Here is a 24,351-nt window from a genome sequence, read left to right on the forward strand (position 1 = left end):
TATGTCAACGAACCGGCGTCGGGCAGAGATGGACTATGAGCCCCATCGCCACCGACACCCGCCCACCCGTTCTCCTTCCCGCCCTGGCGGTCGCGGGAACCGTTCTCACCTGGTCCGCGTCCTTCACGGCCATCGGCTATGCGCTGCGCGAGATCGCACCCCTGCCGCTGGCCTCCATCCGCTTCGCCCTCGCCAGCGTCTTCGCCCTCGCCTGGATCGCCTGGCGCAGGCCACGCTCCTTCCTGCGCCGGGACTATGCGACGCTGGCGATCAGCGGCGTCCTCGGCATTACGGCCTACAACGTCCTCTTGAATTCGGGGCAGGCGAGCGTCTCGGCCGGGGCGGCCGGCTTCATCGTCAACACGCAGCCGCTGTTCATGGTCCTGCTGGCCGTCGTGTTCCTGAAAGAACGCTTCAGCCGCTGGAGCTGGGTGGGCGCGCTGGTCGGCTTCTCCGGCGTCGCGGTCATCGCATCGGGGCAGCCGGGTGGATTGTCCTTCGGCGAGGGCTCCACTCTGATCGTGCTGGCGGCTGCCTGCGCCGCCGCCTATTCCATTCTGCAGCGGCCCTTGTTCGCGCGGGCGGCCCCGCTCGACGTGACGGCCTTCGTGATCGTCGCCGGCGCGATCGCGCTTCTGCCCTGGCTGCCGACGGGTTTGTCGCAGGCGGCAAAGGCCCCGGCCGACACGCTGATCGTGGTCGCCTTCCTGGCCATCGGGCCCGGCATCATCGGCCAAAGCTGCTGGACCTATGCTCTCAAGCGCTTCGGCGCGGCGCGGGCTGGCCAGTTCCTGTATCTCATACCGCCCGTCTCGGTGGTCCTGGCATGGCTGCTGCTCGGCGAGGCACCCAAGGCGACGACCCTCTTCGGCGGTGCCATGGCACTGACGGGCGTCGTCATCGTCAATCTCTGGGGGCGGCGTTCTCGGTAGGACGGAGCGGCCCGGTCGAACGGGTCGGCCCGGTAGGACAGGTCGGGAAGGCCGGCATCACGTCGCCTTCGCCGATCCCCCGCCATTCCTGCCTCGGCCTCCTCCCTCACGCATAGGCATACGGCCCGCCCCGCTCCAACGCCGCCTTGTAGGCGGGGCGGTGGTGGATGCGTTGGAGGAAGGCGGGGATGTTGGCGCGTTGGCCGAAGCCGATGCGCGAGCCGGCGGCTTCCACGGGGAAGCTCATCATGATGTCGGCGGCGGAGAAATCCTCGCCCGCGAACCAGCCGGAGCGGCCGAGCGAGCGTTCCCAATGGTCGAGATGGGTTTCGAGCTGGGGGTCGATCAGGCGCTCGTTCACGGCCTTCACCGTGCCGGTCAGGATGGGCTTGGCGAAGAAGGGCGCTTCCTTGGGCAGGCGCGAGAAGATCAACTTCAGGAGAAGCGGCGGCATGGCCGAGCCTTCCGCATAGTGCAGGAAGTGCTGGTAGTTCCAATAGGCGGCGCTGCCGCGCTCGGGGACGAGCCGCCCGGCGCCGTGGGTCTCCAGGATGTAGGTGACGATGGCCCCGGTCTCTGCGAGCGTCAGGTCGCCCTCGGTCAGGACGGGCGACTTGCCGAGCGGATGGACCGCTTTCAGCTCCGGCGGCGCCTGCATGGATTTCTGCCGCTGGTAGCGCTTGATCTCATAGGGAAGCCCCAGCTCTTCCAGGAGCCAGAGCACGCGCTGCGAGCGGGAATTGTTCAGGTGATGGATCGTGATCATCGGGGCGAACTGGGCTTCTGCGCCCGTTCGGCAAGGTCGGCTCCCCGCCGGGGAAAAGAAGCCAGTCTCGGAGGACGGCGGGCCCCGACAAGGGCTCGTCGGTATTCAAAGGCCGGAGGCGGCCCGGAGCGCGGCGTTGATGCGGTCCTGCCAGCCGGGGCCTTCGGCCTGGAAATGTTCGAGAACGTCGCGGTCGATCTTCAACGAGACGAGTTCCTTGGCGCCGGGCAGGGCGGGCGGGCGCAGCGTGCTCTCGTCGATGCGCCGGGGCTTTTCCGTCACCTTCTTGAAGGCGGCCTCGGCGGCGCTGCGCGGATCGGTGGGGCGGCGCGTGGGGCGCTCCGGGGGTCGGTTCATGGACGTGGCTCTTTCGAGGCTCTCGGGACGGTGAGGGCGGTTATCAAAGCGGCGTCGCGCGCTCCAGGGACGCTTCGGGGCGCGGGCGACGCGCCTTGCGCCAGCGGCCGGCGCCCCGGCCCGCAATGATCCAGTAGACCAGCGCGAAGGCGAGGCCCGCGACCACGAGCGCGGTCTGGACGCTGCCATGGGGAAGCTCGGCGCCATAGGCGATGCGCGTGGTGAGAAAGCCTGCCACGAGACCGGCCACGACGTGGAAAATCAGCGAGCGGAGGCCGAGGATTTCCGTCGCCAGCATGAAGACGCCCCAGGGCACGAGGGCGGCCGAGCCGACCTGCGCGGCCTGAGCGCCGAAGCCGAGGGCGATCTGGACCCAGAAGAACGGATCGCCCTCGCCGGCGCCGGAGAGATCGACGAAGGGCCAGAGCAGCGCGAAGGCGGCGGCCGCGCAGGCCGCCACGAAGCCGAAGGGAATGACGAAGAGGAAGCGCAGGAGCGCGGCCATGTCAAACGCCGGTCTTCATGCGGGGCACGGGGCGCCTCACGCTCCGGCCGCCTCCAGGGCGCCGCGATCGGTCTTCTTCATCCGCTCCGATTCCGACTTCAGCTGGCCGCAGGCGGCGAAGATGTCGCGGCCGCGCGGCGTGCGGATGGGCGAGGCATAGCCGGCCTGGTTCACGACCTCGGCGAAGCGCTCGATCTGGTCCCAGTCGGAACATTCGTGCGCCGAGCCCGGCCAGGGATTGAACGGGATGAGGTTGATCTTGGCGGGGATGCCCTTGAGCAGGCGCACCAGTTCCTTCGCCTCGGCCAGACTGTCGTTGACGCCCTTCAGCATCACGTATTCGAAGGTGATGCGCCGGGCGTTGGACACGCCGGGATAGGTGCGGCAGGCCTCCAAAAGGACCTTCAGCGGATACTTCTTGTTGATCGGCACCAGCTCGTTGCGAAGCTCGTCGGTGACGGCATGGAGCGAGATGGCGAGGCCGACGCCCATTTCCTCGCCGGTCCTCTCGATCATCGGCACGACGCCGGAGGTCGAGAGCGTGATGCGGCGCTTGGAGAGGGCAAGGCCCTCGCCGTCTGAAATGACGGCCAGCGCCTGCTTCACATGGTCGAAATTGTAGAGCGGCTCGCCCATGCCCATCATCACGACATTGGAGACGAGGCGCCCTTCGGAGGGCAGGATGCCGCCGGCGGGCGTGTCGGCATCGGGGAAATCGCCGAGCCGGTCGCGCGCGACCATGACCTGGCCGACGATCTCGTCCGGCGTCAGGTTGCGCACCATGCGCTGGGTGCCCGTGTGGCAGAAGGAGCAGGTGAGCGTGCAGCCGACCTGGGAGGAGACGCAGAGCGTGCCCCGGCCTTCCTCGGGAATGTAGACGGTCTCGATCTCGACCGGGCGGCCGGCGCCGCGCGCGGGAAAGCGGAAGAGCCATTTGCGCGTGCCGTCGACGGAGATCTGCTCCTCGACGATCTCGGGACGGGCGATGGAGGTCTTCTCGGCCAGAGCGGCGCGCAGGTCGCGCGAGACGTTGGCCATGACGGCGAAGTCGGACACGCCGCGCACGTAGAGCCAGTGCCAGAGCTGGCCGACCCGCATGCGGATCTGCTTCTCCGGCACGCCGACGGAGCGCAGCACCTCGCCGAGCGCCTCGCGGCTCATGCCGACGAGATGCGGCTTCTCGCCCTCGCCGAGCGTCTTCTGCACGATCTCGGGCTTCACCAGCGTCGCCGGCACGATCGCCTCCGCGCCTTGCTGGGTTGGTGAAGGCAAGGCGGAGCCGGGCATGCGGGACGCGACCGGCGCGGACGGGGGCGAAAGGTCGATGGAAACGGCCATGATCTGCCTTCGGGCGGCCGGCGCCATCGCCATTCGGCGAGCGCCTTCGAGAGCTTGAAATCTTCGGATGCCGTTCAAATGGCCTTTTTGTACGGTTTTCGCAAGTCTCGGGCGATCAGCCAGCTTTTAGGATAGCGCGGCCTGCCAATCCTGACGCGCGTTCAGGATGCGGATCACGAGGACGTCTTCATCTTCCGAGATGAGATAGACGATCAGGTGCGAACCGTAGGGATGCAGTCGCAGGGGCGGGTCGAATTCCGGGCGCTCGCAGGCCATTCGAGGATAGGCCGCGATGCGGCCGAGCGTCGCCTCCAGCCCTTCGGCATAGCGGTCGGCCTGCCGGGAGCCGAATGTTTCGAAACCGTCGATGTAGAGTCGGGAGAGATCGGCGACGGCTTCGCGCGTCAGCCGCGGCGTCACGCTTTCGAACGTTCCAGGGCCGTGCGGCGAGCCTTGGCGATGGTCTCGCCGAACGGCTCGTCGCTGATGCCGCTTTCCAGCCCCTCCGTCGCAAGGGCCTGGATTTCCGAAATGGCGGCAGACCGTTCCTGGTCACGCCGGATTAGCGCATGGAGGTAGTCGTCCGCACTCTCGTAACGGCCCGATCGTGCCTGTGATCGAACCCATTCGGTCATCGGCTCGGGAAGAGAGAGATGGATCGTCGCCATGGTTCGCCCCTTCACCCTACGTCGACCGATCGGAACGCCGAGGCATCCCGCTGGATCTCAGATGGCGAGCGCCGATCGCTTCTGTCAACCGGCTTTCACTTGCAGGTGTCGATCGACTTCAGCGCGGCGGTGACGCCGGCGAGCGAGTAGACGTAGTTGGTGGTGGTGCCGCGGCGGGACTTGGCGTCGACCTTCATGGAGGTGCCGTTGCGCAGGGCGGCGACGAATTTCGGCTCTTCGGCCGCGTTCTCCATCCAGGCGGATTCGCCGCGCGTGAAGAGCGTGTACTTCTGCCCGTCGATGTCGACGACGACCTTGGAGCCTTCCTGCATCGGGTAGCCCATCACGGCCTGCGGCTCGTAGGAGACGCCCTGGCCGGGCTTCTGGGAGACGAGGAAGAAGATGTCGCCGTGATCGACGCTGGCCGGCTCCATGGAGGTGGGCGTGGAGAGGATGTAGCAGACCTTCGAGCCCTGCGACGTGTAGGAATAGCTGCCCCAGGCGTTGAACTGGGCCATGCGCGTCGGCGTCTGCGCCAGGGCAACCGAGCCACCGAGGAGAAGGAAGGCGGTTGCCGCTGTCAGGATGGTCTTCAAGGGAAAGCTCCTCAATCGGATCGGCTGCATCGGGCGGGCGAGACCCTCCGCGACCTCTGCCACTTCAGTCGGATTTGACTCAAAAGCTCTTTACACGCCGTAAACGCGGCCCGTCGATAGCCTGTCCCGGCCAGTATCGGAACGAAGGTTCGCAGGGCTTTCTTTCAAGTGTTTCAAAGGGCTCTTCCGCTTTCGGGCCCGCCGGGTCCGGCCGGACGAGACCGTCCGGCGGATGGCGGGTCGAATGCGGGGGAGCCCCCTTGTTCGGGACTGACGCAAGCATGTTGGCAAGATTGGGGCCGGGCGCGGTGCGGCGCGCCCGGATGCTTCGAGGGCAGTGTCGAGCCGTGCGCACGAAGGTTTGAACGCCGGTCGGCCGTGTGTCGCGTCAGGCCTCCGTCTCGGCCTCGTTCATCGCCTCGCGCGCCCGGTCGTAATGCTCGGGCCGGATGTTGGAGCGCACGGCCTGGACCGCGGCGAGGAGCACGGCGACGTCGTCGGTGAAGCCGAGGCCGAAGAGGAAGTCCGGCACGATGTCGAAGGGCATGACGAAATAGGCGAGCGCGGCGAGGAGAATGCCCTTGGAGGCCGAGGGCGTCGAGGGATCGATCGCGCAATAGTAGGAGGCGGCGACGTCCTCCATGAAGGGGACATGGCGCATGGCGCGCTTCATCGTCCGGAAGAAGCCCGAGCGCACGCGCGCCTCGCGCCGCTCCTCTTCGTCCCGCGGCACCGGGGCGAGGATCTCGCCCACCTTGACCGTCTCGATCTCCATGCGTGCGCGCCTCCGCCCTGTCCTCGACAAAAGCCGAGATGGAGCGCGAGGGGCCGAACCTCAAGTCTTTCCCTCGTCACGCCTTTCGCCCGGCTCGGACGCGCCGGGCTCCTGCCTCTAGGGAAGAATGGCGGCAAGCGCTGGCGCGATCGGGGCCTCGGCTCGGCGCTGGGGCGCCGTCGCGGGTGCCGACAGGCGGTAGCTCTCTTCCAGCACATAGGGGCCGCCGCCGACGGAATCGCGCGAGGACAGGAGCACGAAGCGGCCGACGGAAAAGCTCGGCGTGCGGAAGTCGCCGCGCCCGGCGAGATAGCGGGCGACGTCGTCCGCCTTGGGCTGTCGCAGCCGCGCCAGCGTCACATGCGGCACGAAGCGCCTGATGTCGCCGGGCAGGCCGAGGCGCCGGCAGCTGCGCTCGAGGTCCGCCTGGAGCAGCTCCAGCGGCTGGCTCGGCACGACGCCGGCATAGATCGAGTGCGGCTTCTTGGAGCCGAAGGCGCCGACGCCCTGGAGCGTCACCTCGAAGGGCGCGCGATGGACGCGGTCGAAGGCCGCGACGATCTCGTCGGCCAGATGGTTCTCGACGTCGCCGATGAAGCGCAGCGTGATGTGGTAGTTCTCGGCGTCGATCCAGCGGGCGGAGGGCAGTCCGCCCCGCAGGAAGGACAAAGCCATGGCCGCGTCGCGCGGAATCTCGAGGGCGGTGAAGAGTCGCGGCATGCCATGTCCTTTCCCGGTGGATCGGAAGCCTTCGCGGTGAACCCTCGGCAGGATCGCGGGGGTTTGCCCATGATCCCCCTCGATGCTGACGCGAATCCTTTCATCTCGGCGGCGGCGTCGCAAGCGAGGGGTCGGCCGACACCCCAGATTTTAGGCTTGATCGTGCCGCAATGCACAAATAGTTTCGCAGGCGTGGCGCTGGGAGACGCCGCGGGGAGGTTGCCCGTCTCGTTTCCGAAGGCCGTCGCATGTCGTTCCTCCCGCAGCTCCCCTTGCCCGCCGAGGCCGAGGCGCCGCTCGAATCCTCGTCGGTCGAACCATCCCGGGTCCGGTCCGCCCAGGTCCCGACGCGCGGCTCGGCCGGCGAGACGATCGTCCTGCGCAGCCTGCGCTCGGACGAGACCGCGCTCTTCACCGAGCATCTCGCCCGGCTCGATCCCGAGACGCGGCGCCTGCGGTTCGGCAATCCCGTCAACGACACGTTTCTCTCACGCTATGCCGACCTGGCGCTGTCCTCCGACGCGGTGATCAAGGGCTGTTTCGTGGACGGCGTGCTGCGCGGCGTCGGCGAGCTGCGCTTTCTCTCCGGCGACCGGGCGGATGCGGAGGGCGCCTTCTGCCTCGAGCGCCCGTTCCAGGGGCGCGGGCTCGGCGACCGGCTCTTCGAGCGCCTCGTCACCGCCGCGCGCAATCGCGGCGTGCACCGCCTCTTCCTCACCTGCCTGCGCGAGAACCGGCGCATGCAGCGCATCGCCGACCATCACGGCGCCGAACTGTCCTTCACCGGCAGCGACGTCATCGCAGAGATCCGCCGGCCCTATGCCGATGCCGGCTCGGTCGCGCGCGAATGGCGCGACGAAAGCGAGGCCTTCGTCTTCGCCATGCTGGACTGGCGCCGGCGCGGGCTCGGGCGTCTCGCCGCGCCCTTCCGCCGGCTGGCCGCGGGCTTTCGCGACTAGTTTGGAGTCTTGGCCTGAACGGCGTCGAGTTCCGCTTCCACGACGGGAAGGATGCGCTCGACGATGCGCGCGACGCCGGCCGCGTTCGGGTGCATCTTGTCGGTCTGGTTGAGGCCGGGATCGGCCGCGACGCCTTCGAGGAAGAACGGATAGAGCGTCACGCCGTGCTTTTCGGCGAGGCGCTCGTAGATCGGGTTGAACCCCGCCGCATAGTCCGCGCCCATGTTGGGCGGGGCGATCATGCCGGCGAAGAGCGTGCGGATGCCGCGCGCCTTCAGCCGCTCCAGCATGGCGTCGAGATTCTGGTCCGTGATGGCGGGCGCGATGCCGCGCAGCGCGTCGTTGGCGCCGAGCTCCAGGATCACGAGGTCGGTCGTCTCGGGCACCGACCAGTCGAGCCGGGACAGGCCGCCGGTCGTCGTGTCGCCGGAGACGCCGGCATTGATCACGGTGACGTTACGACCCGCCGCCGTCAGCGCCGCCTGAAGCTGTTCGGGAAAGGCCTTGCCGGGCTCCACTCCGTAGCCGGCGGAAAGGCTGTCGCCGAAGGCCACGATCTCCATCGGCGCGGCGGGCGCGGTCTGCGCAAGTGAAGAGCCCGTCGCCATGGCGAGCCATGACAAGCTCGCGAGAACGGCGCCGAGGAGCGGGCGGGACGGTTTAAAGCGGTTCATGGGCGGCCCATATAGATTGCGGCCCGTTGGGGTCGGACCCGTTCTCAGCGATATAGGACCCTCGTGCCCTCTTCAGAACCGGCAGCCGCCGCAAAGTCCCGCTCGGCGGCGATCCGCCTTTCCGATGTCCACCTGACCCTCGGGCGCGGACACACTTCGGTCCATGTCCTGAAGGGCATGAGCCTCGACGTCGCGCGCGGCGAATCCATCGGCATCGTCGGGCCGTCCGGCTCGGGCAAATCGACGCTGCTCATGGTGCTGGCGGGCCTGGAGCGCGCCGATTCCGGGCTCGTCGAGATCGCCGGCCAGGCGCTCGGGCCCCTGAGCGAGGATCAGCTGGCGAGCTTTCGAGGCCGGAACATCGGCATCGTCTTCCAGTCCTTCCACCTCATCCCGAACATGACCGCGCTCGAGAACGTCGCGGTTCCGCTGGAGCTGGCCGGCGCGCCCGACGCCTTCGCGCGGGCGGAGCGCGAGCTCGGCCATGTCGGTCTCGGCCATCGCGTCACGCATTATCCGGGCGAGCTGTCCGGCGGCGAGCAGCAGCGCGTGGCGATCGCGCGGGCCCTGGCGCCCGAGCCCGCCATCCTCATCGCCGACGAGCCGACGGGCAATCTCGACGGCGAGACCGGCCGCCAGATCGCCGACCTCCTCTTCGCCGAGCAGGCGCGGCGGCACATGACCCTCGTTCTCGTCACCCACGACAAGGGCCTGGCCGCGCGCTGCGGGCGGGAGGTCTGGGTGCGGTCCGGCGTGATCGAGAGGGGCGGCCAGTCCGGCGGGGACGAGGCGTCCGCCCTTTCGCCGTCGGTGCTCCAGGGCCGTTCGGCCGGCACCGAGGGCGCGCCGGCATGACGGCCGTCGATGCGGGCCGGGCGGCCGAGACGCTGACGCGGGGCGCGGCCGGCCATCGTTCGACGCGGCTGAAGCTCGCGCTGCGCTTCGCGCTTCGCGAAATGCGCGGCGGGCTCGGCGGCTTCTACATCTTCCTCGCCTGCATCACGCTCGGCGTCGCCTCGATCGCCGCGGTGAACTCGGTCTCGCTGATGATGACCGAGGGCATCGCACGCGAAGGGCGCTCGATTCTGGGCGGCGACGTGCGCTTCCAGCTGATCCAGCGCGAGCTGTCGCCGGAGGAGCAGGCCTATGTCGGCGGGCTCGGCGACGTCTCGACGAGCGCGGCCATGCGCTCCATGGTCCGCGCCGTGTCCGGCGGCGATCCGACGCTGGTCGAGGTGAAGGCGGTCGACGCGGCCTATCCGCTCTACGGCGCCGTCGAGCTCTCCCCGGGCGAGCCGCTGGATGCGCTTCTCGCCGAGCGGAACGGGCGCTACGGCGCGGTCGCCGCGCCCGAGCTCTTCGACCGGATGGGCCTCGAGCCCGGCGCGATCCTGCGTCTCGGCTCGGCCGAGGTGGAGCTGCGCGGGCGGCTCGAACGCGAGCCCGACCTTCTCTCCGACGGCTTCAACTTCGCCCCGCGCCTCATGGTCTCGCGCGCCGCGATGGAGACGACCGGGCTGATCCAGCCGGGAAGCCTCGTCGAATATGCCTACAAGGTGCGCCTGCCCGAGGGCGCCGCCGGGGGCAAGGCGCTGGCGGACGCGGCCAACGAGCGGTTTCCCGCCGCCGGCTGGAGCGTTCGCGACGCTTCGGAGGCGGCCCCCTCGCTCCAGCGCAACATCGAGCGCTTCTCGCAGTTCCTGACGCTGGTCGGCCTCACCGCGCTGATCGTCGGCGGCGTCGGCGTCGCCAATGCCGTCAACGCCTATCTCGACGGCAAGCGGCAGGTCATCGCGACCTTCAAGAGCCTCGGGGCCGGCGGCGGCTTCGTGGTCGAGGTCTATCTCATCCAGATCATGATCATGGCGCTGGTCGGCGTGGCGCTCGGGCTGGTGCTCGGCGCGGTCGCGCCCTTCGTCACCGCGCGCTTCCTCGAAAGCGTCATTCCGGTGGCGGCGGAGGCCTCGATCTATCCGGGCGCGCTCGCGCTCGCCGCCGTCTTCGGCCTTCTCACCGCGCTCGCCTTCGCGCTCCTGCCGCTGGGGTCCACGCGCGACGTCGCCGCGACCGCGCTCTTCCGCGACGCCTCGACGGGCGGACGGCGCATCCGGCTCGGCTATCTGGCGGCCGCGCTCGGCCTTGCCGCCCTGATCGCGGGCCTTGCGCTTCTCATGGCGAGCGACCGCTTCGTCGCCGGCACGTTTCTCGCCGCCACCGCCGTCGCCTTCCTGATCCTCCGGCTTGTCGCGGCCGGCATCCAGCGGCTCGCCAAGCGTGCGCCGCGCATTCAATCGACCCCGCTGCGCCTTGCGATCGGCAATATCCACCGGCCCGGCGCGCTGACTCCTTCCGTCGTCCTCTCGCTCGGCCTCGGGCTCACGCTTCTCGTGACGCTCGCCATCATCGACATGAACCTTCGCCGGGAAATCTCGTCCGGCATCGCGACGCGGGCGCCGAACTTCTTCTTCGTCGACATCCAGAACGGCGAGATCGACCGGTTCCGCTCCGAGATCGAGGGGCTGGCGCCCGGCTCGACGCTCGACGCCGCGCCCATGCTGCGCGGGCGTATCACCAAGCTGGACGGCGTCGAGGTCTCCAAGATGGAGATCCCGGCCGAGGGCGGCTGGGTGCTGCGCGGCGACCGGGGCCTGACCTACGCTCCGACGCTGCCGGAAAACTCCAACCTCACGGACGGCAGCTGGTGGCCCGCCGACTATTCCGGCGAGCCGCTCGTCTCCTTCTCGGCCAAGGAGGCGGGGGAACTCGGCCTGAAGGTCGGCCAGACGCTGACCGTCAACGTGCTCGGCCGCGACGTGACCGCGCGGATCGCGAACTTCCGGACGGTGGAGTGGGAGTCGCTTTCCATCAACTTCGTGATGGTCTTCTCGCCCAACACCTTCGCCGGCGCGCCCCATGCCTGGCTCGCGACCCTCGCCATTCCGAACGCGACGGCCGAGACGGAGAAGGCGGTTCTGTCCGGCATCGCAAACGCCATGCCGGCGGTGACGACGGTGCGGGTGAAGGATGCGCTGGACGCGGTGAACGGGCTCGTCGCGCAGCTGGCCCTCGCCATCCGGGCGGCGGCGGCCGTGGCGCTCGTCGCCTCCGTGCTCGTCCTCTCCGGGGCGCTCGCCGCCGGCAACCGCAACCGCCTGCACGACGCGGTCGTCCTGAAGACGCTGGGCGGCACGCGCGCGGTGCTGATCCGGGCCTTCGTCACGGAATACATGCTGCTCGGTCTCGCCACCGCCGTCTTCGCCATCGGGGCGGGCGCGGCCGCCGCCTGGTTCGTGCTCGCCACGATCATGCAGCTGCCGTTCCATTTCAGCCCGGTCCTGGCGCTCGTCACGATCGCCGTTTCGCTCGTGCTCACCGTCGGCTTCGGCCTTGCCGGCACCTGGCGCGTGCTCGGGCAGAAGGCGGCACCCGTGTTGCGCGAGCTGTAAAGGCCCCGGCGCGGCGGCCGAATCTAACGGCGAATTAACCGCGCGGCGATGGAATCGCGGGGCCGGCCGGGCCCCGCGGCCTTGTCTGCGAGGGGAATGAGCCGCATATTCGGTGGGAGGCATGCTGGGCGCCCCGCCAGCGGCGCCTCGACGCGCGCCCGAGCGGCGATGCGTCGACACCGGAACGGGACAGCAGACAAGGATCATTCCCATGGCTGACAAGTGGAATCAGGGCGTGCGCAGCGTTCCGGTCGCCGGATCGCGGACCGACGCCTCGATCGACCAGGGCCTTCGCACCTACATGCTGAAGGTCTACAACCTCATGGCCGGCGGTCTCGCGATCACGGGTATCGCGGCCTATGCGATGTTCGCGGGCTCGGTCGTCACCAACGGCGCGGGCGACATCACCGCGCTGACGCCGCTCGGACAGGCCGTCTTCGGCTCGCCCCTGAAGTGGGTGCTGATGTTCGCGCCGCTCGCGATGGTGTTCTTCCTGTCCTTCCGCATCGACAAGATGAGCGTCGCCGCGGCACAGGCGACCTTCTGGGGCTACGCGGCCCTCGTCGGTCTGTCCCTCTCGACGATCTTCATGGTCTACACGCAGGAATCGATCGTCCAGGTCTTCTTCATCACGGCCGCCTCCTTCGGCGCGCTGTCGCTCTTCGGCTACACGACCAAGCGCGACCTTTCGGCCTGGGGCTCGTTCCTCTTCATGGGCGTGATCGGCATCGTGATCGCCTCGATCGTCAACATCTTTTTGGCCTCCTCGGCGCTCGCCTTCGCCATCTCGGCGATCGGCGTCCTCGTCTTCGCCGGTCTCACCGCCTACGACACGCAGCAGATCAAGGACATGTACTACGAGGGTGACGGCACGGCCGTCATGGGCCGCAAGGCCATCATGGGCGCGCTGCGCCTCTACCTCGACTTCATCAATATGTTCATGTTCCTGCTGCAGTTCTTCGGCGACCGCCGCTAGGACGGGCCTTGGCCTCATGACTTCGCCGGGCGGCTCTGCCGCCCGGCGTTCGAAACGGTCGACGCAAAAAAGCCCCGGTCTCGCGACCGGGGCTTTTTCGTTTCTGCGATGGTTCTGCCGATCAGTCGGCGCGGCGCGGCATGACCGGGCGCTGGCTGCCGCGCGAGGCGCGCTTAGCGAGCCAGCCGAGGAACAAGGTCTTGAGAATGGTGCGGATCATCGGGACGGTCCTTCCAGCGTGTTGAGTTGCCGTCCTAACGCAGCATGTGCGCCGTAGGTTGCGTCGCGTTCCTGATGAGAAGCGCGGGGCCTTTACGACTAAGGGCTCAATTTTCGTTGAAAGGACTTGGGTATAGAGATTCCGGAGGGATCGCGGCGCCGGGAGGAAAACGGGGCGGCATCCCGCCAGCGGGGCGCGGCGCCGAGCCGGCCCCTTCGCCATCCATAGCCGAGCGAGCGCCCGCCGATCTGTCGGAAGTGCCCGCGGGTGCCGCTCGGGAGGCGGCGCCGACGTCCAACGATCCGGTCCGCCCTCGGGAGAGGCGCGGGGCCGTCGACCCCTGGGGAGGGATATCATGACCGCTGCGCACACGATTCCGGGCGAGACGCCCGCCATGACGAAGGAGGAGCGCAAGGTCATCTTCGCCTCCTCGCTCGGCACCGTCTTCGAGTGGTACGACTTCTATCTCTACGGCTCGCTCTCGGCCGTGATCGCCGTGCAGTTCTTCTCCGGCGTGAACCCGACCGCGGCCTTCATCTTCGCGCTCATGGCCTTCGCGGCGGGCTTTGCCGTCCGTCCCTTCGGCGCGCTCGTCTTCGGACGCCTCGGCGACATGATCGGCCGCAAGTACACGTTCCTCGTCACCATCCTCATCATGGGCCTGTCGACCTTTATCGTCGGCATCCTGCCCAATTACGAGACCATCGGCATCGCAGCGCCGATCATCCTCATCGTGCTGCGCCTGTTGCAGGGCCTCGCGCTCGGCGGCGAGTACGGCGGCGCCGCGACCTACGTCGCCGAACATGCGCCGCACGGAAAGCGCGGCGCCTACACGTCCTGGATCCAGACCACGGCGACGCTCGGCCTCTTCCTGTCGCTACTCATCATCCTGGGCTGCCGCGCGGCCATGTCGGCGGAGGACTTCGCGGCCTGGGGCTGGCGCATTCCCTTCCTCGTCTCGGTCCTGCTGCTCGGCGTCTCCATCTGGATCCGCCTCATGCTGAACGAGAGCCCGGCTTTCGTGAAGATGAAGTCGGAGGGCAAGACCTCCAAGGCGCCGCTGACCGAGAGCTTCGCGCGCTGGGGCAACCTGAAGATCGTGCTCCTCGCCCTTTTCGGCCTCGTCGCCGGCCAGGCCGTCGTCTGGTACACGGGCCAGTTCTACGCGCTCTTTTTCTTGACGCAGACGCTGAAGGTCGACGCGCAGCCCGCCAACCTGATGATCGCGGCGGGCCTTCTGATCGCCACGCCCTTCTTCGTGATCTTCGGCACGCTGTCGGACCGCATCGGCCGCAAGCCGATCATCATGGCGGGCCTCGCGCTCGCCTGCCTGACCTACTTCCCGATCTTCAAGGCGATCACGCATTACGCGAACCCCGCCCTGGAGCAGGCCATCGTCAGCGCGCCGGTCGTCGTGACCGCCGATCCCGCCGAGTGCTCCTTCCAGTTCAACCCGGTCGGAACGACGAAGTTCACCTCGTCCTGCGACGTGGCGAAGGCCTCGCTCGTAAAGCGCGGCATTCCCTATACCAACGTCGCGGCCCCCGCCGGCACGCCGGCCGTCGTCTCGATCGGCGCGACGCAGCTCGACTATGCGACGGCCTCCATCGCCCCGCCGCCGGCGCCCGTCGCCGTCGACGCGGTCGCCCCTGCCACTGCTGCGGCCGCATCGCCGCAGCCGACGCCCGCCCCGGTCGCGGCATCGGGCAGCCACTCGCCCGTCCCGGCGCCGGCCGCAGCAGCCGGCACCTCGCCCTCCGCGGTCTTCGACAAGGCGCTCGGCGTCGCCATCACCGCCGCCGGCTATCCCGCCAAGGCCGACCCTGCCCAGACCAACACGGTCATGGTCGTCCTCATGCTGACCATCCTCGTGATCTACGTCACCATGGTCTACGGGCCGATCGCGGCCATGCTGGTCGAGATGTTCCCGACCCGCATCCGCTACACGTCCATGTCGCTGCCCTATCACATCGGCAACGGCTGGTTCGGCGGCTTCCTGCCGACCACGTCCTTCGCCATGGTCGCGGCGACCGGCGATATCTACTACGGCCTCTGGTACCCGATCGTCATCGCCGCCGTGACCCTCGTCATCGGCATGCTCTTCGTGAAGGAAACCAAGGACGTGGATATCGACGCCGTGGGCTGACAGAGGGAGGGGCGCGGCGGGGAATGCAGACCCTCCGCGGCCCCGGTGGCCTCTGTCTCGCGCGGCCATGGCCGGATAGGAAAGGGAGCCCTCGCGGCTCCCTTTTTCGTTCAGGCCGAGGGGGGATCGATCTCGTTCTTGAAGGCCTGGATACAGGGCTTCAAGCTTAAAGCGAGGCGGCGCGCGGCTTCGAGCGAGGGAAGGGCCCTCTCGGGATCGAAATTGTCGTAGTCGTGTGTCGCCCTATGCCGAAATCGCCGGGACTCGTCGACATCCCCGGCAATGTCGGGCGTCAGAATGGCCGGTCGGACATGGCCCGGCGCGGTCACTGCCCTGGATACCCGTTTGATCAGGTCGATATGGGATTGTCCGCCGGCGGGCGGTTCTTCGCCGAGAATGTCCAGAATGCGCTTCAACGCGACTTCGAGCGAGGTGTGGGCGGACTGCATGGCATGCAGAAGCGCCATCTGCGCCCGGTAGCCCGCAAGCCCGGCGTCGTCGAAGCCCCCTTCGTCGCCGAGGCAGGCCGCATTCCGGAAATGACGGCAGGCGGAGTCGAGATCGTCGTCGACCTCGATCCAGCGCGTCCGTCATGACAGGCAAAGCCCGCTGCTCAGGACCTTGTCGACGAAGGCACGCTTGGCCGTTCGCGCGTCGTGGATGTCCAGAGGGATGGCGTAGCGGGCCGCGAGACTTTCCGCGAAGGTCCACGCCTGTGTCGTGCGATCCACCGGAAAGTCGACGAGGACATCGAGGTCGCTGTCGAACCGCAGGGCCTTGCCGACATAGGAGCCGAAGACGACGAAGCGGCCCCGGTGCTCCGCCGCATAGGCGCGGAGCTGCCGGACGGCTTCGTCCGCGGCGGACGTTCGCCGCAGTGCTTCGGCCCGCTTGCGTTCGGCGAGCGTCGTGATCGCCGGCATGGAGGCACCGATGCGTGACATGGCTCCGCCTTCAGGTCGTCCGGCAGCGGACGGGGACGGTGATCGTCAAGGTCCGCTGCCGGTGCGTTCTCGAAACCATAGTAGCCGAGCGCGACGAAAGGTCAGCTTCTTTTCAAGCCCCCAGACGCCTCGCGAAAGCGGCCGCGATCGCGTCGCCCATCTGGCCGGTTCCGACCTTCGTCGCGCCGGGCGCCATGATGTCGGGGGTTCTCGTGCCGGCTTCCAGCGTTTCGGCGATGGCGGCTTCCAGCGCGTCGGCCTCGCGGGTCCGGGCGAAGGAATAGCGCAGGCACATGGCGAAGGAGGCGATCATGGCGATCGGGTTGGCGACACCCTTGCCCGCGATGTCGGGCGCCGAGCCGTGGACGGGTTCGTAGAGCGCGCGGCGCTTGCCCGTCGCTTCATCCTCGGCACCGAGCGAGGCGGAGGGCAGCATGCCGAGCGAGCCGGTCAGCATGGCCGCGATGTCGGAGAGCATGTCGCCGAAGAGATTGTCCGTCAGGATCACGTCGAACTGCTTGGGCGCGCGCACTAGCTGCATGCCGCCGGCATCGGCCAGCATGTGGTCGAGCGCGACGTCCGGATATTCCTCGGCGCCCACGCGGGTGACGACCTCGTTCCAGAGGACGCCCGACTTCATGACGTTGCGCTTCTCCATCGAGGTGACTCTGTTTCGCCGCGTGCGGGCCAGCTCGAAGGCGGCCCTGGCGATGCGCTCGATCTCGTAGGTATCGTAGACCTGCGTGTCGATGCCCCGCTTCTGCCCGTTGCCGAGATCGAGGATCTCCTTCGGCGAGCCGAAATAGACGCCGCCCGTCAGCTCGCGCAGGATCAGGATGTCGAGGCCCTCGACGAGTTCGGGCTTCAGCGAGGAGGCCTGCGACAGGGCGGGGTAGCAGATGGCCGGGCGCAGATTGGCGAAGAGCTCGAGATCCTTGCGCAGGCGCAGGAGCCCCGCCTCCGGGCGCTTCTCGTAGGGCACCGTATCCCATTTCGGGCCGCCGACCGCGCCGAAGAGCACCGCGTCCGCGGCGAGCGCCAGCGCCATGTCGGCGTCCGACACCGCCTCGCCATGCACATCGTAGGCGGAGCCGCCGACGAGGCCGTCCTCGGTCTCGAAGGAAAGGTCGGTCTCGGCGCCGATGACGGCGACGATCTTGCGGACCTCGTCCATGGCTTCCGGTCCGATGCCGTCGCCGGGAAGGAGGAGGAGCTTGGCGGTGGTCATGGCGGGTCTCCGACGAAAGGTTTCCCGCCGCTTAAAGCCGGGCGCGGCCGGCGGGGCAAGTCCGCCCGGACGCGCCCCCGACCGTTGCGCCGTTAACACATTCATATCAAAGGCGAAGCGGTCCACGGAATGCCGCGGTTCCGACACATTCCGGAAAGGTCTCCTTAACCCTCCGGGCGCGATATCCTTCCCCAACACGTGACGGCGCTTCGACGGCGAACCCGGTGATCTTCCCCTTGGAAGGCTGCCGGGCGGGCCACCGCGTCGTCCATCCGGAGGACCGATGCCGATGCCCGCACAAGCTTTCGCCGACACAGCAGCGCCAGGAAACATCGCCTGGAGCCTCGTTATCGTCGCCGCCTTCGTCGGGGTTCGCTTTGCGGCGACGCGCTATTGGCACCCTTCCGGCGACCGGGTGGAGGTGCGCCAGAGGCGCTTTGCATTGCGCGCCTCCACCAACGCCATTCTCGCGGTCTGCCTTCTCGGCGTCTGGCTGTCCGAGATCCAGAACCTCGTCTTCTCGCTCGCCGCGGTCATGGTGGCGCTGGTCGTGGCGACGAAGGAGCTGCTCATGTGTGCCGCCGGCGCCCTGCTGCGGGTCGGCGGCAGCCTGTTCAAGGTGGGCGACCGGGTGGATGTCGCGGGCTTCTGCGGCGAGGTGATCGACCACGGCCTCCTCTCGACGACGCTGATGGAACTGCCGCACGTGGCGCAAGGGCCGGGCGGCACGGGCCGGCGGGTGACGATTCCCAACAGCCTGCTTCTCGCCGGCCCCGTGCGCATCGCCGCCCAGCCGCGCCAGTTCGCGCCGCACCGCTTCACGATCACGCTGGAGAACCCGGTTCCGCCGGCCTTCGCGCTCTCGCGGCTGGAGGCGGTCGCCGAGGACGTCCTGGCCGACGACATGGACCGGGCGACGCGCTTTCATCGTCTCAGCGCCGCCAAGGTCGGCGTCGAGACGGCGGGACCGGGCAGCGAGGTGCACATCTCCACCAGCGACATCGGCAAGATGCAGTTCCACGTCATGCTCTATTGCCTGGCGAGCGAGGCGGCCGAGCGCCAGAATCTGGTGACGGCGCGCTTCCTCGGCGAGATCCTCTCGGCGAACGACCGGAGCGGGATCGACGCCGCGCGGCCCGAGCCGACCGTCCGATCCAAGGTCGCCGATGCCTGGAGCGATCTCGCACGCGAGCTGCGCGATCCGCGCGGCCGGGCGTCCAACGCCGCCTGATCCTTCCGCGCCCGCCCCGCACCTTCCCCGTCTTTCCAGCCTTCCTCGTCCGGAGACCCGACCCGATGACCCCGCTTCGCACCTCGCCCGCCATCCGTCCCGGCGCCTGCAGGGCCGAGACCCTCTCCTTCGCCCAGCCCGAGCGCGTGGCCGGCCGCGACACGTTCGGCCGCCGCACCGGCGCCCGTCTGCCTGGCCTCCGGTAGCGGCGGGCCGATCGGCTGGAAAGCCGGGTGGGGCGTCACCATATCGAAGGTCACGATCCCTTCATGGTGACGGTCATGCTTCCCTATTCCGTGCTCGATCTCTCGCCCATTCCGGCCGGCTCCACCGCGGCGGATGCGCTGGCGAACAGTCTCGATCTCGCGCGCCATGCCGAGGCGCTCGGCTACAACCGCTTCTGGCTGGCCGAGCATCACAACATGACCGGCATCGCCAGCGCCGCGACGGCCGTCGTGATCGGCCATGTCGCGGCGGGAACCACGACGATCCGCGTCGGGGCCGGCGGCATCATGCTGCCCAACCATGCCCCGCTCGTCGTGGCGGAGGCCTTCGGCACGTTGGCGACGCTCTTTCCCGGCCGCATCGATCTCGGCCTCGGCCGGGCGCCCGGCACCGACATGGAGACGGCGCGGGCGCTCCGGCGCAATCTGTCGGGCGGCGACAACTTCCCGCAGGACGTCCTGGAGCTCATCGCCTATTTCGCGGACGACAAGGGCCTGCGCGTGCGCGCCGTGCCGGGCGTCGGAACGAAGGTGCCGGTCTGGGTCCTCGGCTCCAGCCTCTACGGCGCCCAGCTCGCGGCCCATTTCGGCCTGCCCTATGCCTTCGCCTCGCATTTCGCGCCGGCCGCGCTCGACGAGGCCGTGGAGGTCTATCGCCAGACCTTCCGCCCGTCCGAGCATCTGGAGCGGCCCTATTTCATGCTGGCGGCCAATGTCTTCGCGGGGGAGACGGACGAGGAGGGCCGGCGCCTGCGCTCCTCCATGGAGCAGGCCTTCGCCAATCTGCGCACCGGACAGCCGGGACCTCTGCCGCGGCCGGTGGACGACATCGACGCCGTGCTCGAGCCGATGATCAAGGCGAGCGTGTCCCAGGCGCTCAGCATCTCGGCGACGGGCTCGCCGGCGACGGTGGAGCGGGAGCTGGAGCGGCTCGTCGCCCGCTACCGGCCGGACGAGATGATCCTGACCGGCCAGATCCACGACCATGCCGCCCGCAAGCGCTCCTTCGGGATCGCGGCCGAGGCGATGCGCGCGATCGGGACGCGGGCGGACATGGCGACCGCCGCCGAATAGCTCACGTCTCCGGCGCCTCGAGGTCCGGCTCGGCCTTGAGGCCCTCGCGCGCCGCCAGCCGGCGATGGACGAAGAAGCCGGCGATCGCGACGAGGGCGAGCGCCGGCACGACGATGCGCACGGCCGCGACGGGATTGGGAAGCGCGGCCGAGGCGAGGCCGCCGAGAAGCCCGAGGCTCATCTGGATGAAGCCGAGAGCGGCGGAGGCCGCGCCCGCGATGGTCGGGAAGGGCGCGAGCGCCGCCGTCGTCATGGCGGGGATCACGAGGGCGATGCCGAAGGCGTAGACGCCGATCGGGGCCATGATCGACAGATAGGTCGGGGGCACGAGAAGCGTCGAGAGGACGAGCGCGACGCTTGCCGCCGCCATCAGCACGAGGCCCGGCCCGACCAGCCGCTGGGCGGGCCTTCGCCGCATCAGAAGCCGCAGCGCCAGCGAGCCGGCCAGGAACATGCCGGACTGGCCGAGCATTCCGAGTCCGAACTCGGCCGGCGACAGGCCGGCGCGACCGATCAGCACGAAGGGCAGGATGGTCGCCAGAGTATAGAGCGTGCCGACCGATCCGCCGAGCGTCAGGGCGCTGGCGACGAAGACGGGATGGCCGAGAATGCGCCGGTAGGAGCGGAGAAGCCTGGCGGGCCGGATCAGCGCCGGGTCGGGATGGGCGGTTTCCTTCATCACCAGAAGCGCCACCGCGATGATGCCGAGGCCGAACAGGACCATGACCACGAAGATCGCGTGCCAGCCGGACAGATGGAGCGCGAGGCCGCCGATCGTCGGCGACAGAGCGGGGCCGATGGCGAGGATGATGCTGATTGTCGTCATGATCCGCGCCGAGCGCTCGCCCGTGAACTGGTCGCGAACGATGGCGCGGGCCGTCGCGATGCCGACGGAGGCGCCGATGCCCTGGATCAGCCGCGCGGCGAGAAGCCAGCCGATCGTCGGCGCGACGACGGCGATCAGCGAACCCGCCAGATAGAGCAGCATGAAGAGGACGGTGATGCGCCGCCGGCCGAACGCATCGGAAAGCGGCCCGCAGACGAGCTGCGTCGCCGCGAAGCCGCCGAAATAGAGCGAGAGCGTCAGCTTCACCGTCGCCTCGCTCGTGGCGAAGGCCTCGACGAGGGTCGGCATGGCCGGCGTGTAGAGCGCCATGGAAACCGGGCCGATCGCGACGAGCAGGCCGCCGACGAGGCTGGTGCGCCGTTCCGACATGCGCTGCGGTTCGTCCGCGGTGCGGCTCGGCGGGGCGGCGGAGCCGGCTGGCGGACCGGACGAGCCGGACCGGCCGATCCCTTGGGGGGCGGATCTGTCCATCGCCGCTGCGGTGCGCCTCGGGCGGCGCCGCGTCAAGCGATCGGCGCGGGGAACCACGCCGGATCGACGAGAGCCGGGATGCCGGTCAGGCGGTGAAGGGCTTCGCCGCGCCCGCGCGGCCGCGCTTCTCGTTGGCGATCGCATGGTCCATGCCGAAATTGGCGCGCATGGCGATGAGGCCGGCTTCCATGGTCTGCACCTGATCGGGCGAGAGGCCGCGCGTCGCATGGCTGTAGACGTTGAGGGCGATCGGGCGGACCTCGTCGAACAGCTTGTCGACCTTCTCGGTCGGGCGGATCACCTTTGCGCGGCGGTCCGTCGGGTCCGGCATGCGGGTCACGAGGCCCTGCATTTCCAGCCGGTCGATATAGGCCGAAAGCGTCATCGGCTCGACGCCCATGAGGTCGGCCAGAACGGCCTGGCGCGAGCCGTCATAGGTCGCGACATGGGCTAGAACGCGGATTTCGCCAGGTGTCAGCTCCAGGCCACCCGCCTCGACCGCTTTCTCGAAGGACTGACGGAAAAGACGCGACACGTCCGTCAGGAGAAAGCCGAGGGAGCTTCCGGGCATCAACTGGCTCATCGCAGTCGCTTTCCCAAATGGGGGTTGCAGCACGGAATGACTTGTGAAGTCACGCCGTCTTGGTGTTCCCTCAAAGCCCATCGCACACGGCGATTCGCCCCTCAGAAACGGCTCACTTGGCCAATCGCTCATGGAGCAACTCGCCTTTTCACGACACTTCGTGTCGCAGATGCTCAGTAGCTGTAATTAACTCCATTCCAGACGAAAAGAAACATGGTCACAACATCCGATTTGTCTGACAAAATCGATTATATTTTCGATCGGGCGGGAGACTTGCCCGATTTCGGGAAAACGGCCCCCGAAAGCTTCGAGCCGGCCTTCGATGCGGCCATGGCCGAGCACCGATCCGAAATCGACGCGATCGCTGATTCGGCCGTGGAGCCCGACTTCGACAACACGATCGGCGCGCTGGAGCGGTCCGGCCGCGCGCTGTCGCGCGTCGCTTCCATCTTCTACGCCCTGGCCGGCGCCGAAACCGGCCCGGATCTCGAGGCGGTCGAGCGCAACGTCTCGCCCAAGCTCTCGCGCCACGACAGCGCGATCTCGCTGAACGCCGGCCTCTTCGCCCGCGTCGAGGCGGTGCACGCCAAGGCCGGTTCGCTGACGGATCTCGGCGCGGAGGATCGCCGCCTTCTGGAGCGGACCTATACCGGCTTCGTGCGCTCGGGCGCCCGGCTTCAGGGCGCCGACCGCGAGAGGCTGGCGGAAATCGACGCGCGGCTCTCCGTGCTCGGCACGCAGTTCTCGCAGAACGTCCTCTCGGACGAGCGCGACTTCGTCATGCCGCTCGAGATCGGCGATCTGGCGGGGCTGCCCGACTTCCTCGTCTCGGCCATGGCGGGCGCGGCCGCCGCGCGAGGCCTTGCCGGCCATGTCGTGACGCTGTCGCGCTCGATCGTCGTGCCGTTCCTCTCCTTCTCCGAGCGCCGCGATCTGCGCGAGCGCGCCTTCGCCGCCTGGACCGCGCGCGGCGAGAAAGAAGGGCCGACCGACAACCGGCCGATTCTGGCCGAAATCCTCAAGCTGCGCGCGGAGAAGGCGAAGCTTCTCGGCTATCCCTCCTTCGCGGCCTACAAGCTCGACGACGCCATGGCGAAGACGCCGGGTGCGGTCCGCACGCTTCTCGAAGAGGTCTGGGAGAAGGCCCGCGAGCGCGCGCTCCGCGATGCGGAAGCCCTGCAGAAGCTCGCCTCGGCCGTCGGCGACAACCACCCGCTCGCGCCCCACGACTGGCGCTTCTATGCCGAGAAGCGCCGCCGCAGCGAGTTCGACTTCGACGACGCGGCCCTGAAGCCGTATTTCCAGCTCGAACGCATGATCGAGGCGGCCTTCGACGTCGCGGGCCGGTTGTTCGGCCTGACCTTCGAGCGGCTGCCCGACGCCAAGGGCTGGCATCCCGACGTGCGCGTCTGGGCCGTCAGGACCGCCGAGGGCAAGCCGGCCGGCACCTTCCTTGGCGATTATTTCGCCCGCCCCTCCAAGCGCTCGGGCGCCTGGATGAGCGCTCTGCGCCGCCAGCACGGGCTCGACGGCGGGCAGACGCCCGTCATCTACAACGTCATGAACTTCGCCAAGCCGGCCGAGGGCGAGCCCGCTCTCCTCTCCGTCGACGACGCCAAGACGCTCTTCCACGAGTTCGGCCACGCCCTGCACGGCCTGCTCTCGGCGGTGAAATGGCCCTCGCTCGCCGGCACCTCGGTCGCCCGCGACTTCGTGGAACTGCCCTCGCAGCTCTTCGAGCACTGGCTGACCGTGCCCGCCATCCTGGAGCGCCACGCGCTCCACGCCGAGACCGGCAAGCCGCTGCCCGCCGAGCTCGTCAAGCGCCTGGAGGCCGCGCGCGGCTTCGACACCGGCTTCGACACGGTGGAATACACGTCCTCCGCCCTCGTCGACCTCGCCCTCCACGAGGCCGGCGAGGCGCCGGACGACCCAGCCGCCCGCGAGGCCGAGGTGCTGAAAGGCCTCGGCATGCCCGCCGCCATCACCATGCGCCACCGCTCGCCCCACTTCGCCCATATCTTCGCAGGCGACGGCTATTCGTCGGGCTACTACTCCTACATGTGGTCCGAAGTGCTCGATGCCGACGCCTTCGAAGCCTTCGAGGAAACGGGCGACGCCTTCGACAGGGAAACTGCCGAACGGCTCCTCAGAAACGTCTATTCCGCCGGCAATTCCGACGAGCCCGGAACGCTCTACGAGCGCTTCCGCGGCCGCCTGCCGACCACGGGCGCGCTGCTGCGCAAGCGCGGCCTGTAGCGGGCGGCGGCAGGGCAGGGGACGCCGTCCCCTGCACCCCTGCCAGGGGAATGATTCCCCTGGACCCCCTCTTCTCGTGGCATGCGGGATGGGGCCGATGGCCCCGTCCCGCATGCCAAATGAGAAGAAGGGTCCGGGAATTCGTTTCCGGGCCGGGTTCGGGGCGGCAGCCCCGCCCTGCACCCACCGCCGAGGCCGGGGTTTCGCATTTGCGGAAATTCATGTATTGGAAACCCACTTGCGCGACCGGCGTCCCATGATGGGGAGACCCTGGCCGCGCTTCTTCCATTTCCGGTGACCCTTTATGAAGCTTCGCAACATCGCGATCATCGCGCACGTCGATCATGGCAAGACGACGCTTGTCGACAAGCTGCTCGCCCAGTCCGGCTCCTTCCGCGACAACCAGCGCACG

The 24,351-nt window shown here is 68.6% G+C and carries 27 protein-coding genes; 12 read left to right on the forward strand and 15 right to left on the reverse strand.

What is annotated here, in order from left to right:
• Window positions 1-35 precede the first annotated feature (35 nt).
• Window positions 36-932 carry a DMT family transporter gene (locus ASG62_RS07575; RefSeq protein WP_056695294.1) on the forward strand — a complete coding sequence of 299 codons (897 nt, stop codon included), beginning with the start codon at window positions 36-38 and terminating at the stop codon, window positions 930-932.
• A gap of 106 nt (window positions 933-1,038) precedes the next feature.
• Here ASG62_RS07575 and ASG62_RS07580 read toward each other — a convergent pair whose 3' ends face one another.
• The 9 genes from ASG62_RS07580 to thpR form a co-directional block, all read right to left on the reverse strand.
• Complete coding sequence (locus ASG62_RS07580) at window positions 1,039-1,698, reverse strand: glutathione S-transferase family protein (RefSeq protein WP_056695295.1); 660 nt, start codon at window positions 1,696-1,698, stop codon at window positions 1,039-1,041.
• 105 nt (window positions 1,699-1,803) lie between these two features.
• Window positions 1,804-2,055 (reverse strand): BrnA antitoxin family protein, encoded by a 252-nt coding sequence (locus ASG62_RS27160; protein ID WP_056695297.1) that lies wholly within the window; start codon window positions 2,053-2,055, stop codon window positions 1,804-1,806.
• Window positions 2,056-2,098: 43 nt separating this feature from the next.
• Entirely contained in the window at window positions 2,099-2,560 is a 462-nt protein-coding gene (locus tag ASG62_RS27165; protein ID WP_056695300.1) for a hypothetical protein, read from the reverse strand.
• A 36-nt stretch (window positions 2,561-2,596) separates the two neighbouring features.
• Complete coding sequence (rlmN, locus tag ASG62_RS07595) at window positions 2,597-3,847, reverse strand: 23S rRNA (adenine(2503)-C(2))-methyltransferase RlmN (RefSeq protein WP_082537263.1); 1,251 nt, start codon at window positions 3,845-3,847, stop codon at window positions 2,597-2,599.
• Window positions 3,848-4,024: 177 nt separating this feature from the next.
• The gene (locus ASG62_RS07600; protein ID WP_056695302.1) at window positions 4,025-4,318 is read right to left on the reverse strand and encodes a type II toxin-antitoxin system RelE/ParE family toxin; all 294 of its coding nucleotides are present in this window, start codon (window positions 4,316-4,318) and stop codon (window positions 4,025-4,027) included.
• Entirely contained in the window at window positions 4,315-4,566 is a 252-nt protein-coding gene (locus ASG62_RS07605; RefSeq protein ID WP_056695304.1) for a type II toxin-antitoxin system ParD family antitoxin, read from the reverse strand. The genes ASG62_RS07600 and ASG62_RS07605 overlap by 4 nt, the downstream gene beginning before the upstream one ends.
• A 95-nt stretch (window positions 4,567-4,661) precedes the next feature.
• Complete coding sequence (locus ASG62_RS07610) at window positions 4,662-5,192, reverse strand: invasion associated locus B family protein (RefSeq protein WP_056695306.1); 531 nt, start codon at window positions 5,190-5,192, stop codon at window positions 4,662-4,664.
• Window positions 5,193-5,550: 358 nt separating this feature from the next.
• Window positions 5,551-5,937 carry a YkvA family protein gene (locus ASG62_RS07615; RefSeq protein WP_056695307.1) on the reverse strand — a complete coding sequence of 129 codons (387 nt, stop codon included), beginning with the start codon at window positions 5,935-5,937 and terminating at the stop codon, window positions 5,551-5,553.
• A 117-nt stretch (window positions 5,938-6,054) separates the two neighbouring features.
• The gene (gene thpR / locus ASG62_RS07620) at window positions 6,055-6,657 is read right to left on the reverse strand and encodes an RNA 2',3'-cyclic phosphodiesterase (protein ID WP_056695310.1); all 603 of its coding nucleotides are present in this window, start codon (window positions 6,655-6,657) and stop codon (window positions 6,055-6,057) included.
• A gap of 248 nt (window positions 6,658-6,905) precedes the next feature.
• Between thpR and ASG62_RS07625 the strand changes: the two genes are divergently transcribed.
• On the forward strand, window positions 6,906-7,616 hold the full coding sequence (locus ASG62_RS07625) for a GNAT family N-acetyltransferase (protein ID WP_056695312.1): 711 nt from the start codon (window positions 6,906-6,908) through the stop codon (window positions 7,614-7,616).
• Here the strand turns inward: ASG62_RS07625 and ASG62_RS07630 are convergent.
• On the reverse strand, window positions 7,613-8,290 hold the full coding sequence (locus ASG62_RS07630; protein ID WP_056695314.1) for an arylesterase: 678 nt from the start codon (window positions 8,288-8,290) through the stop codon (window positions 7,613-7,615). The genes ASG62_RS07625 and ASG62_RS07630 overlap by 4 nt on opposite strands.
• Window positions 8,291-8,467: 177 nt before the next feature.
• Between ASG62_RS07630 and ASG62_RS07635 the strand changes: the two genes are divergently transcribed.
• The 4 genes from ASG62_RS07635 to ASG62_RS07650 all read left to right on the forward strand — a co-directional run bounded on the left by ASG62_RS07635 (window position 8,468) and on the right by ASG62_RS07650 (window position 15,078).
• Complete coding sequence (locus ASG62_RS07635; protein WP_056695316.1) at window positions 8,468-9,145, forward strand: ABC transporter ATP-binding protein; 678 nt, start codon at window positions 8,468-8,470, stop codon at window positions 9,143-9,145.
• Window positions 9,142-11,736 carry an ABC transporter permease gene (locus ASG62_RS07640; protein ID WP_082537261.1) on the forward strand — a complete coding sequence of 865 codons (2,595 nt, stop codon included), beginning with the start codon at window positions 9,142-9,144 and terminating at the stop codon, window positions 11,734-11,736. Before ASG62_RS07635 ends, ASG62_RS07640 begins: the two co-directional genes overlap by 4 nt.
• A gap of 211 nt (window positions 11,737-11,947) precedes the next feature.
• Entirely contained in the window at window positions 11,948-12,712 is a 765-nt protein-coding gene (locus ASG62_RS07645; RefSeq protein WP_056695318.1) for a Bax inhibitor-1/YccA family protein, read from the forward strand.
• A gap of 575 nt (window positions 12,713-13,287) precedes the next feature.
• Window positions 13,288-15,078, forward strand: coding sequence for an MFS transporter (locus tag ASG62_RS07650; protein WP_056695319.1), 1,791 nt, complete (start codon window positions 13,288-13,290; stop codon window positions 15,076-15,078).
• 110 nt (window positions 15,079-15,188) lie between these two features.
• On the opposite strand, the gene ASG62_RS26315 is transcribed toward ASG62_RS07650, so the two are convergent.
• Complete coding sequence (locus ASG62_RS26315) at window positions 15,189-15,545, reverse strand: hypothetical protein (protein WP_156382020.1); 357 nt, start codon at window positions 15,543-15,545, stop codon at window positions 15,189-15,191.
• Here ASG62_RS26315 and ASG62_RS26320 point away from each other — a divergent pair.
• Window positions 15,531-15,674 carry a hypothetical protein gene (locus ASG62_RS26320; RefSeq protein ID WP_156382021.1) on the forward strand — a complete coding sequence of 48 codons (144 nt, stop codon included), beginning with the start codon at window positions 15,531-15,533 and terminating at the stop codon, window positions 15,672-15,674. The genes ASG62_RS26315 and ASG62_RS26320 overlap by 15 nt on opposite strands.
• On the opposite strand, the gene ASG62_RS07665 is transcribed toward ASG62_RS26320, so the two are convergent.
• Window positions 15,669-16,022: a nucleotidyltransferase family protein gene (locus ASG62_RS07665; protein ID WP_056695324.1), complete on the reverse strand. Its 354-nt coding sequence runs from the start codon at window positions 16,020-16,022 to the stop codon at window positions 15,669-15,671. The genes ASG62_RS26320 and ASG62_RS07665 overlap by 6 nt on opposite strands.
• A 112-nt stretch (window positions 16,023-16,134) precedes the next feature.
• The gene (gene leuB, locus ASG62_RS07670; protein ID WP_056695327.1) at window positions 16,135-17,250 is read right to left on the reverse strand and encodes a 3-isopropylmalate dehydrogenase; all 1,116 of its coding nucleotides are present in this window, start codon (window positions 17,248-17,250) and stop codon (window positions 16,135-16,137) included.
• 289 nt (window positions 17,251-17,539) lie between these two features.
• Between leuB and ASG62_RS07675 the strand changes: the two genes are divergently transcribed.
• From ASG62_RS07675 to ASG62_RS07680, 3 genes are all read left to right on the forward strand, one after another.
• Entirely contained in the window at window positions 17,540-18,481 is a 942-nt protein-coding gene (locus ASG62_RS07675) for a mechanosensitive ion channel domain-containing protein (RefSeq protein ID WP_244487594.1), read from the forward strand.
• 65 nt (window positions 18,482-18,546) lie between these two features.
• A complete protein-coding gene (locus ASG62_RS26325) occupies window positions 18,547-18,687 on the forward strand; it encodes a hypothetical protein (protein WP_156382022.1) in 141 nt (46 codons plus the stop codon).
• 75 nt (window positions 18,688-18,762) lie between these two features.
• Entirely contained in the window at window positions 18,763-19,779 is a 1,017-nt protein-coding gene (locus tag ASG62_RS07680; protein ID WP_056695348.1) for an LLM class flavin-dependent oxidoreductase, read from the forward strand.
• Between the two features lies 1 nt (window position 19,780).
• Here ASG62_RS07680 and ASG62_RS07685 read toward each other — a convergent pair whose 3' ends face one another.
• Window positions 19,781-20,995 carry a multidrug effflux MFS transporter gene (locus tag ASG62_RS07685; RefSeq protein ID WP_056695330.1) on the reverse strand — a complete coding sequence of 405 codons (1,215 nt, stop codon included), beginning with the start codon at window positions 20,993-20,995 and terminating at the stop codon, window positions 19,781-19,783.
• Window positions 20,996-21,182: 187 nt separating this feature from the next.
• Window positions 21,183-21,680 (reverse strand): MarR family winged helix-turn-helix transcriptional regulator, encoded by a 498-nt coding sequence (locus ASG62_RS07690; RefSeq protein ID WP_056695332.1) that lies wholly within the window; start codon window positions 21,678-21,680, stop codon window positions 21,183-21,185.
• A 330-nt stretch (window positions 21,681-22,010) separates the two neighbouring features.
• Between ASG62_RS07690 and ASG62_RS07695 the strand changes: the two genes are divergently transcribed.
• Together ASG62_RS07695 and ASG62_RS25435 are read left to right on the forward strand one after the other, a co-directional pair.
• A complete protein-coding gene (locus ASG62_RS07695; RefSeq protein WP_244487596.1) occupies window positions 22,011-23,939 on the forward strand; it encodes a M3 family metallopeptidase in 1,929 nt (642 codons plus the stop codon).
• 304 nt (window positions 23,940-24,243) lie between these two features.
• On the forward strand, window positions 24,244-24,351 hold a 108-nt coding region (locus tag ASG62_RS25435; protein WP_156382023.1), incomplete at its 3' end, for a GTP-binding protein.

This window comes from Aureimonas sp. Leaf427 (genome assembly GCF_001425485.1).
GTDB lineage: Bacteria > Pseudomonadota > Alphaproteobacteria > Rhizobiales > Rhizobiaceae > Plantimonas.

What these genes read in the sequence shown, in the direction of transcription:
- ASG62_RS07575 (WP_056695294.1), top strand. Translation starts at nt 36, where the DNA reads ATGAGCCCCATCGCCACCGACACCCGCCCACCCGTTCTCCTTCCCGCC.
- ASG62_RS07580 (WP_056695295.1), bottom strand. Translation starts at nt 1,698, where the DNA reads ATGATCACGATCCATCACCTGAACAATTCCCGCTCGCAGCGCGTGCTC.
- ASG62_RS27160 (WP_056695297.1), bottom strand. Translation starts at nt 2,055, where the DNA reads ATGAACCGACCCCCGGAGCGCCCCACGCGCCGCCCCACCGATCCGCGC.
- ASG62_RS27165 (WP_056695300.1), bottom strand. Translation starts at nt 2,560, where the DNA reads ATGGCCGCGCTCCTGCGCTTCCTCTTCGTCATTCCCTTCGGCTTCGTG.
- rlmN (WP_082537263.1), bottom strand. Translation starts at nt 3,847, where the DNA reads ATGCCCGGCTCCGCCTTGCCTTCACCAACCCAGCAAGGCGCGGAGGCG.
- ASG62_RS07605 (WP_056695304.1), bottom strand. Translation starts at nt 4,566, where the DNA reads ATGGCGACGATCCATCTCTCTCTTCCCGAGCCGATGACCGAATGGGTT.
- ASG62_RS07610 (WP_056695306.1), bottom strand. Translation starts at nt 5,192, where the DNA reads ATGCAGCCGATCCGATTGAGGAGCTTTCCCTTGAAGACCATCCTGACA.
- ASG62_RS07615 (WP_056695307.1), bottom strand. Translation starts at nt 5,937, where the DNA reads ATGGAGATCGAGACGGTCAAGGTGGGCGAGATCCTCGCCCCGGTGCCG.
- thpR (WP_056695310.1), bottom strand. Translation starts at nt 6,657, where the DNA reads ATGCCGCGACTCTTCACCGCCCTCGAGATTCCGCGCGACGCGGCCATG.
- ASG62_RS07625 (WP_056695312.1), top strand. Translation starts at nt 6,906, where the DNA reads ATGTCGTTCCTCCCGCAGCTCCCCTTGCCCGCCGAGGCCGAGGCGCCG.
- ASG62_RS07630 (WP_056695314.1), bottom strand. Translation starts at nt 8,290, where the DNA reads ATGAACCGCTTTAAACCGTCCCGCCCGCTCCTCGGCGCCGTTCTCGCG.
- ASG62_RS07635 (WP_056695316.1), top strand. Translation starts at nt 8,468, where the DNA reads ATGAGCCTCGACGTCGCGCGCGGCGAATCCATCGGCATCGTCGGGCCG.
- ASG62_RS07640 (WP_082537261.1), top strand. Translation starts at nt 9,142, where the DNA reads ATGACGGCCGTCGATGCGGGCCGGGCGGCCGAGACGCTGACGCGGGGC.
- ASG62_RS07645 (WP_056695318.1), top strand. Translation starts at nt 11,948, where the DNA reads ATGGCTGACAAGTGGAATCAGGGCGTGCGCAGCGTTCCGGTCGCCGGA.
- ASG62_RS07650 (WP_056695319.1), top strand. Translation starts at nt 13,288, where the DNA reads ATGACCGCTGCGCACACGATTCCGGGCGAGACGCCCGCCATGACGAAG.
- ASG62_RS26320 (WP_156382021.1), top strand. Translation starts at nt 15,531, where the DNA reads ATGCAGAAGCGCCATCTGCGCCCGGTAGCCCGCAAGCCCGGCGTCGTC.
- ASG62_RS26315 (WP_156382020.1), bottom strand. Translation starts at nt 15,545, where the DNA reads ATGGCGCTTCTGCATGCCATGCAGTCCGCCCACACCTCGCTCGAAGTC.
- ASG62_RS07665 (WP_056695324.1), bottom strand. Translation starts at nt 16,022, where the DNA reads ATGTCACGCATCGGTGCCTCCATGCCGGCGATCACGACGCTCGCCGAA.
- leuB (WP_056695327.1), bottom strand. Translation starts at nt 17,250, where the DNA reads ATGACCACCGCCAAGCTCCTCCTCCTTCCCGGCGACGGCATCGGACCG.
- ASG62_RS07675 (WP_244487594.1), top strand. Translation starts at nt 17,540, where the DNA reads ATGCCCGCACAAGCTTTCGCCGACACAGCAGCGCCAGGAAACATCGCC.
- ASG62_RS26325 (WP_156382022.1), top strand. Translation starts at nt 18,547, where the DNA reads ATGACCCCGCTTCGCACCTCGCCCGCCATCCGTCCCGGCGCCTGCAGG.
- ASG62_RS07680 (WP_056695348.1), top strand. Translation starts at nt 18,763, where the DNA reads ATGCTTCCCTATTCCGTGCTCGATCTCTCGCCCATTCCGGCCGGCTCC.
- ASG62_RS07685 (WP_056695330.1), bottom strand. Translation starts at nt 20,995, where the DNA reads ATGTCGGAACGGCGCACCAGCCTCGTCGGCGGCCTGCTCGTCGCGATC.
- ASG62_RS07690 (WP_056695332.1), bottom strand. Translation starts at nt 21,680, where the DNA reads ATGAGCCAGTTGATGCCCGGAAGCTCCCTCGGCTTTCTCCTGACGGAC.
- ASG62_RS07695 (WP_244487596.1), top strand. Translation starts at nt 22,011, where the DNA reads ATGGCCGAGCACCGATCCGAAATCGACGCGATCGCTGATTCGGCCGTG.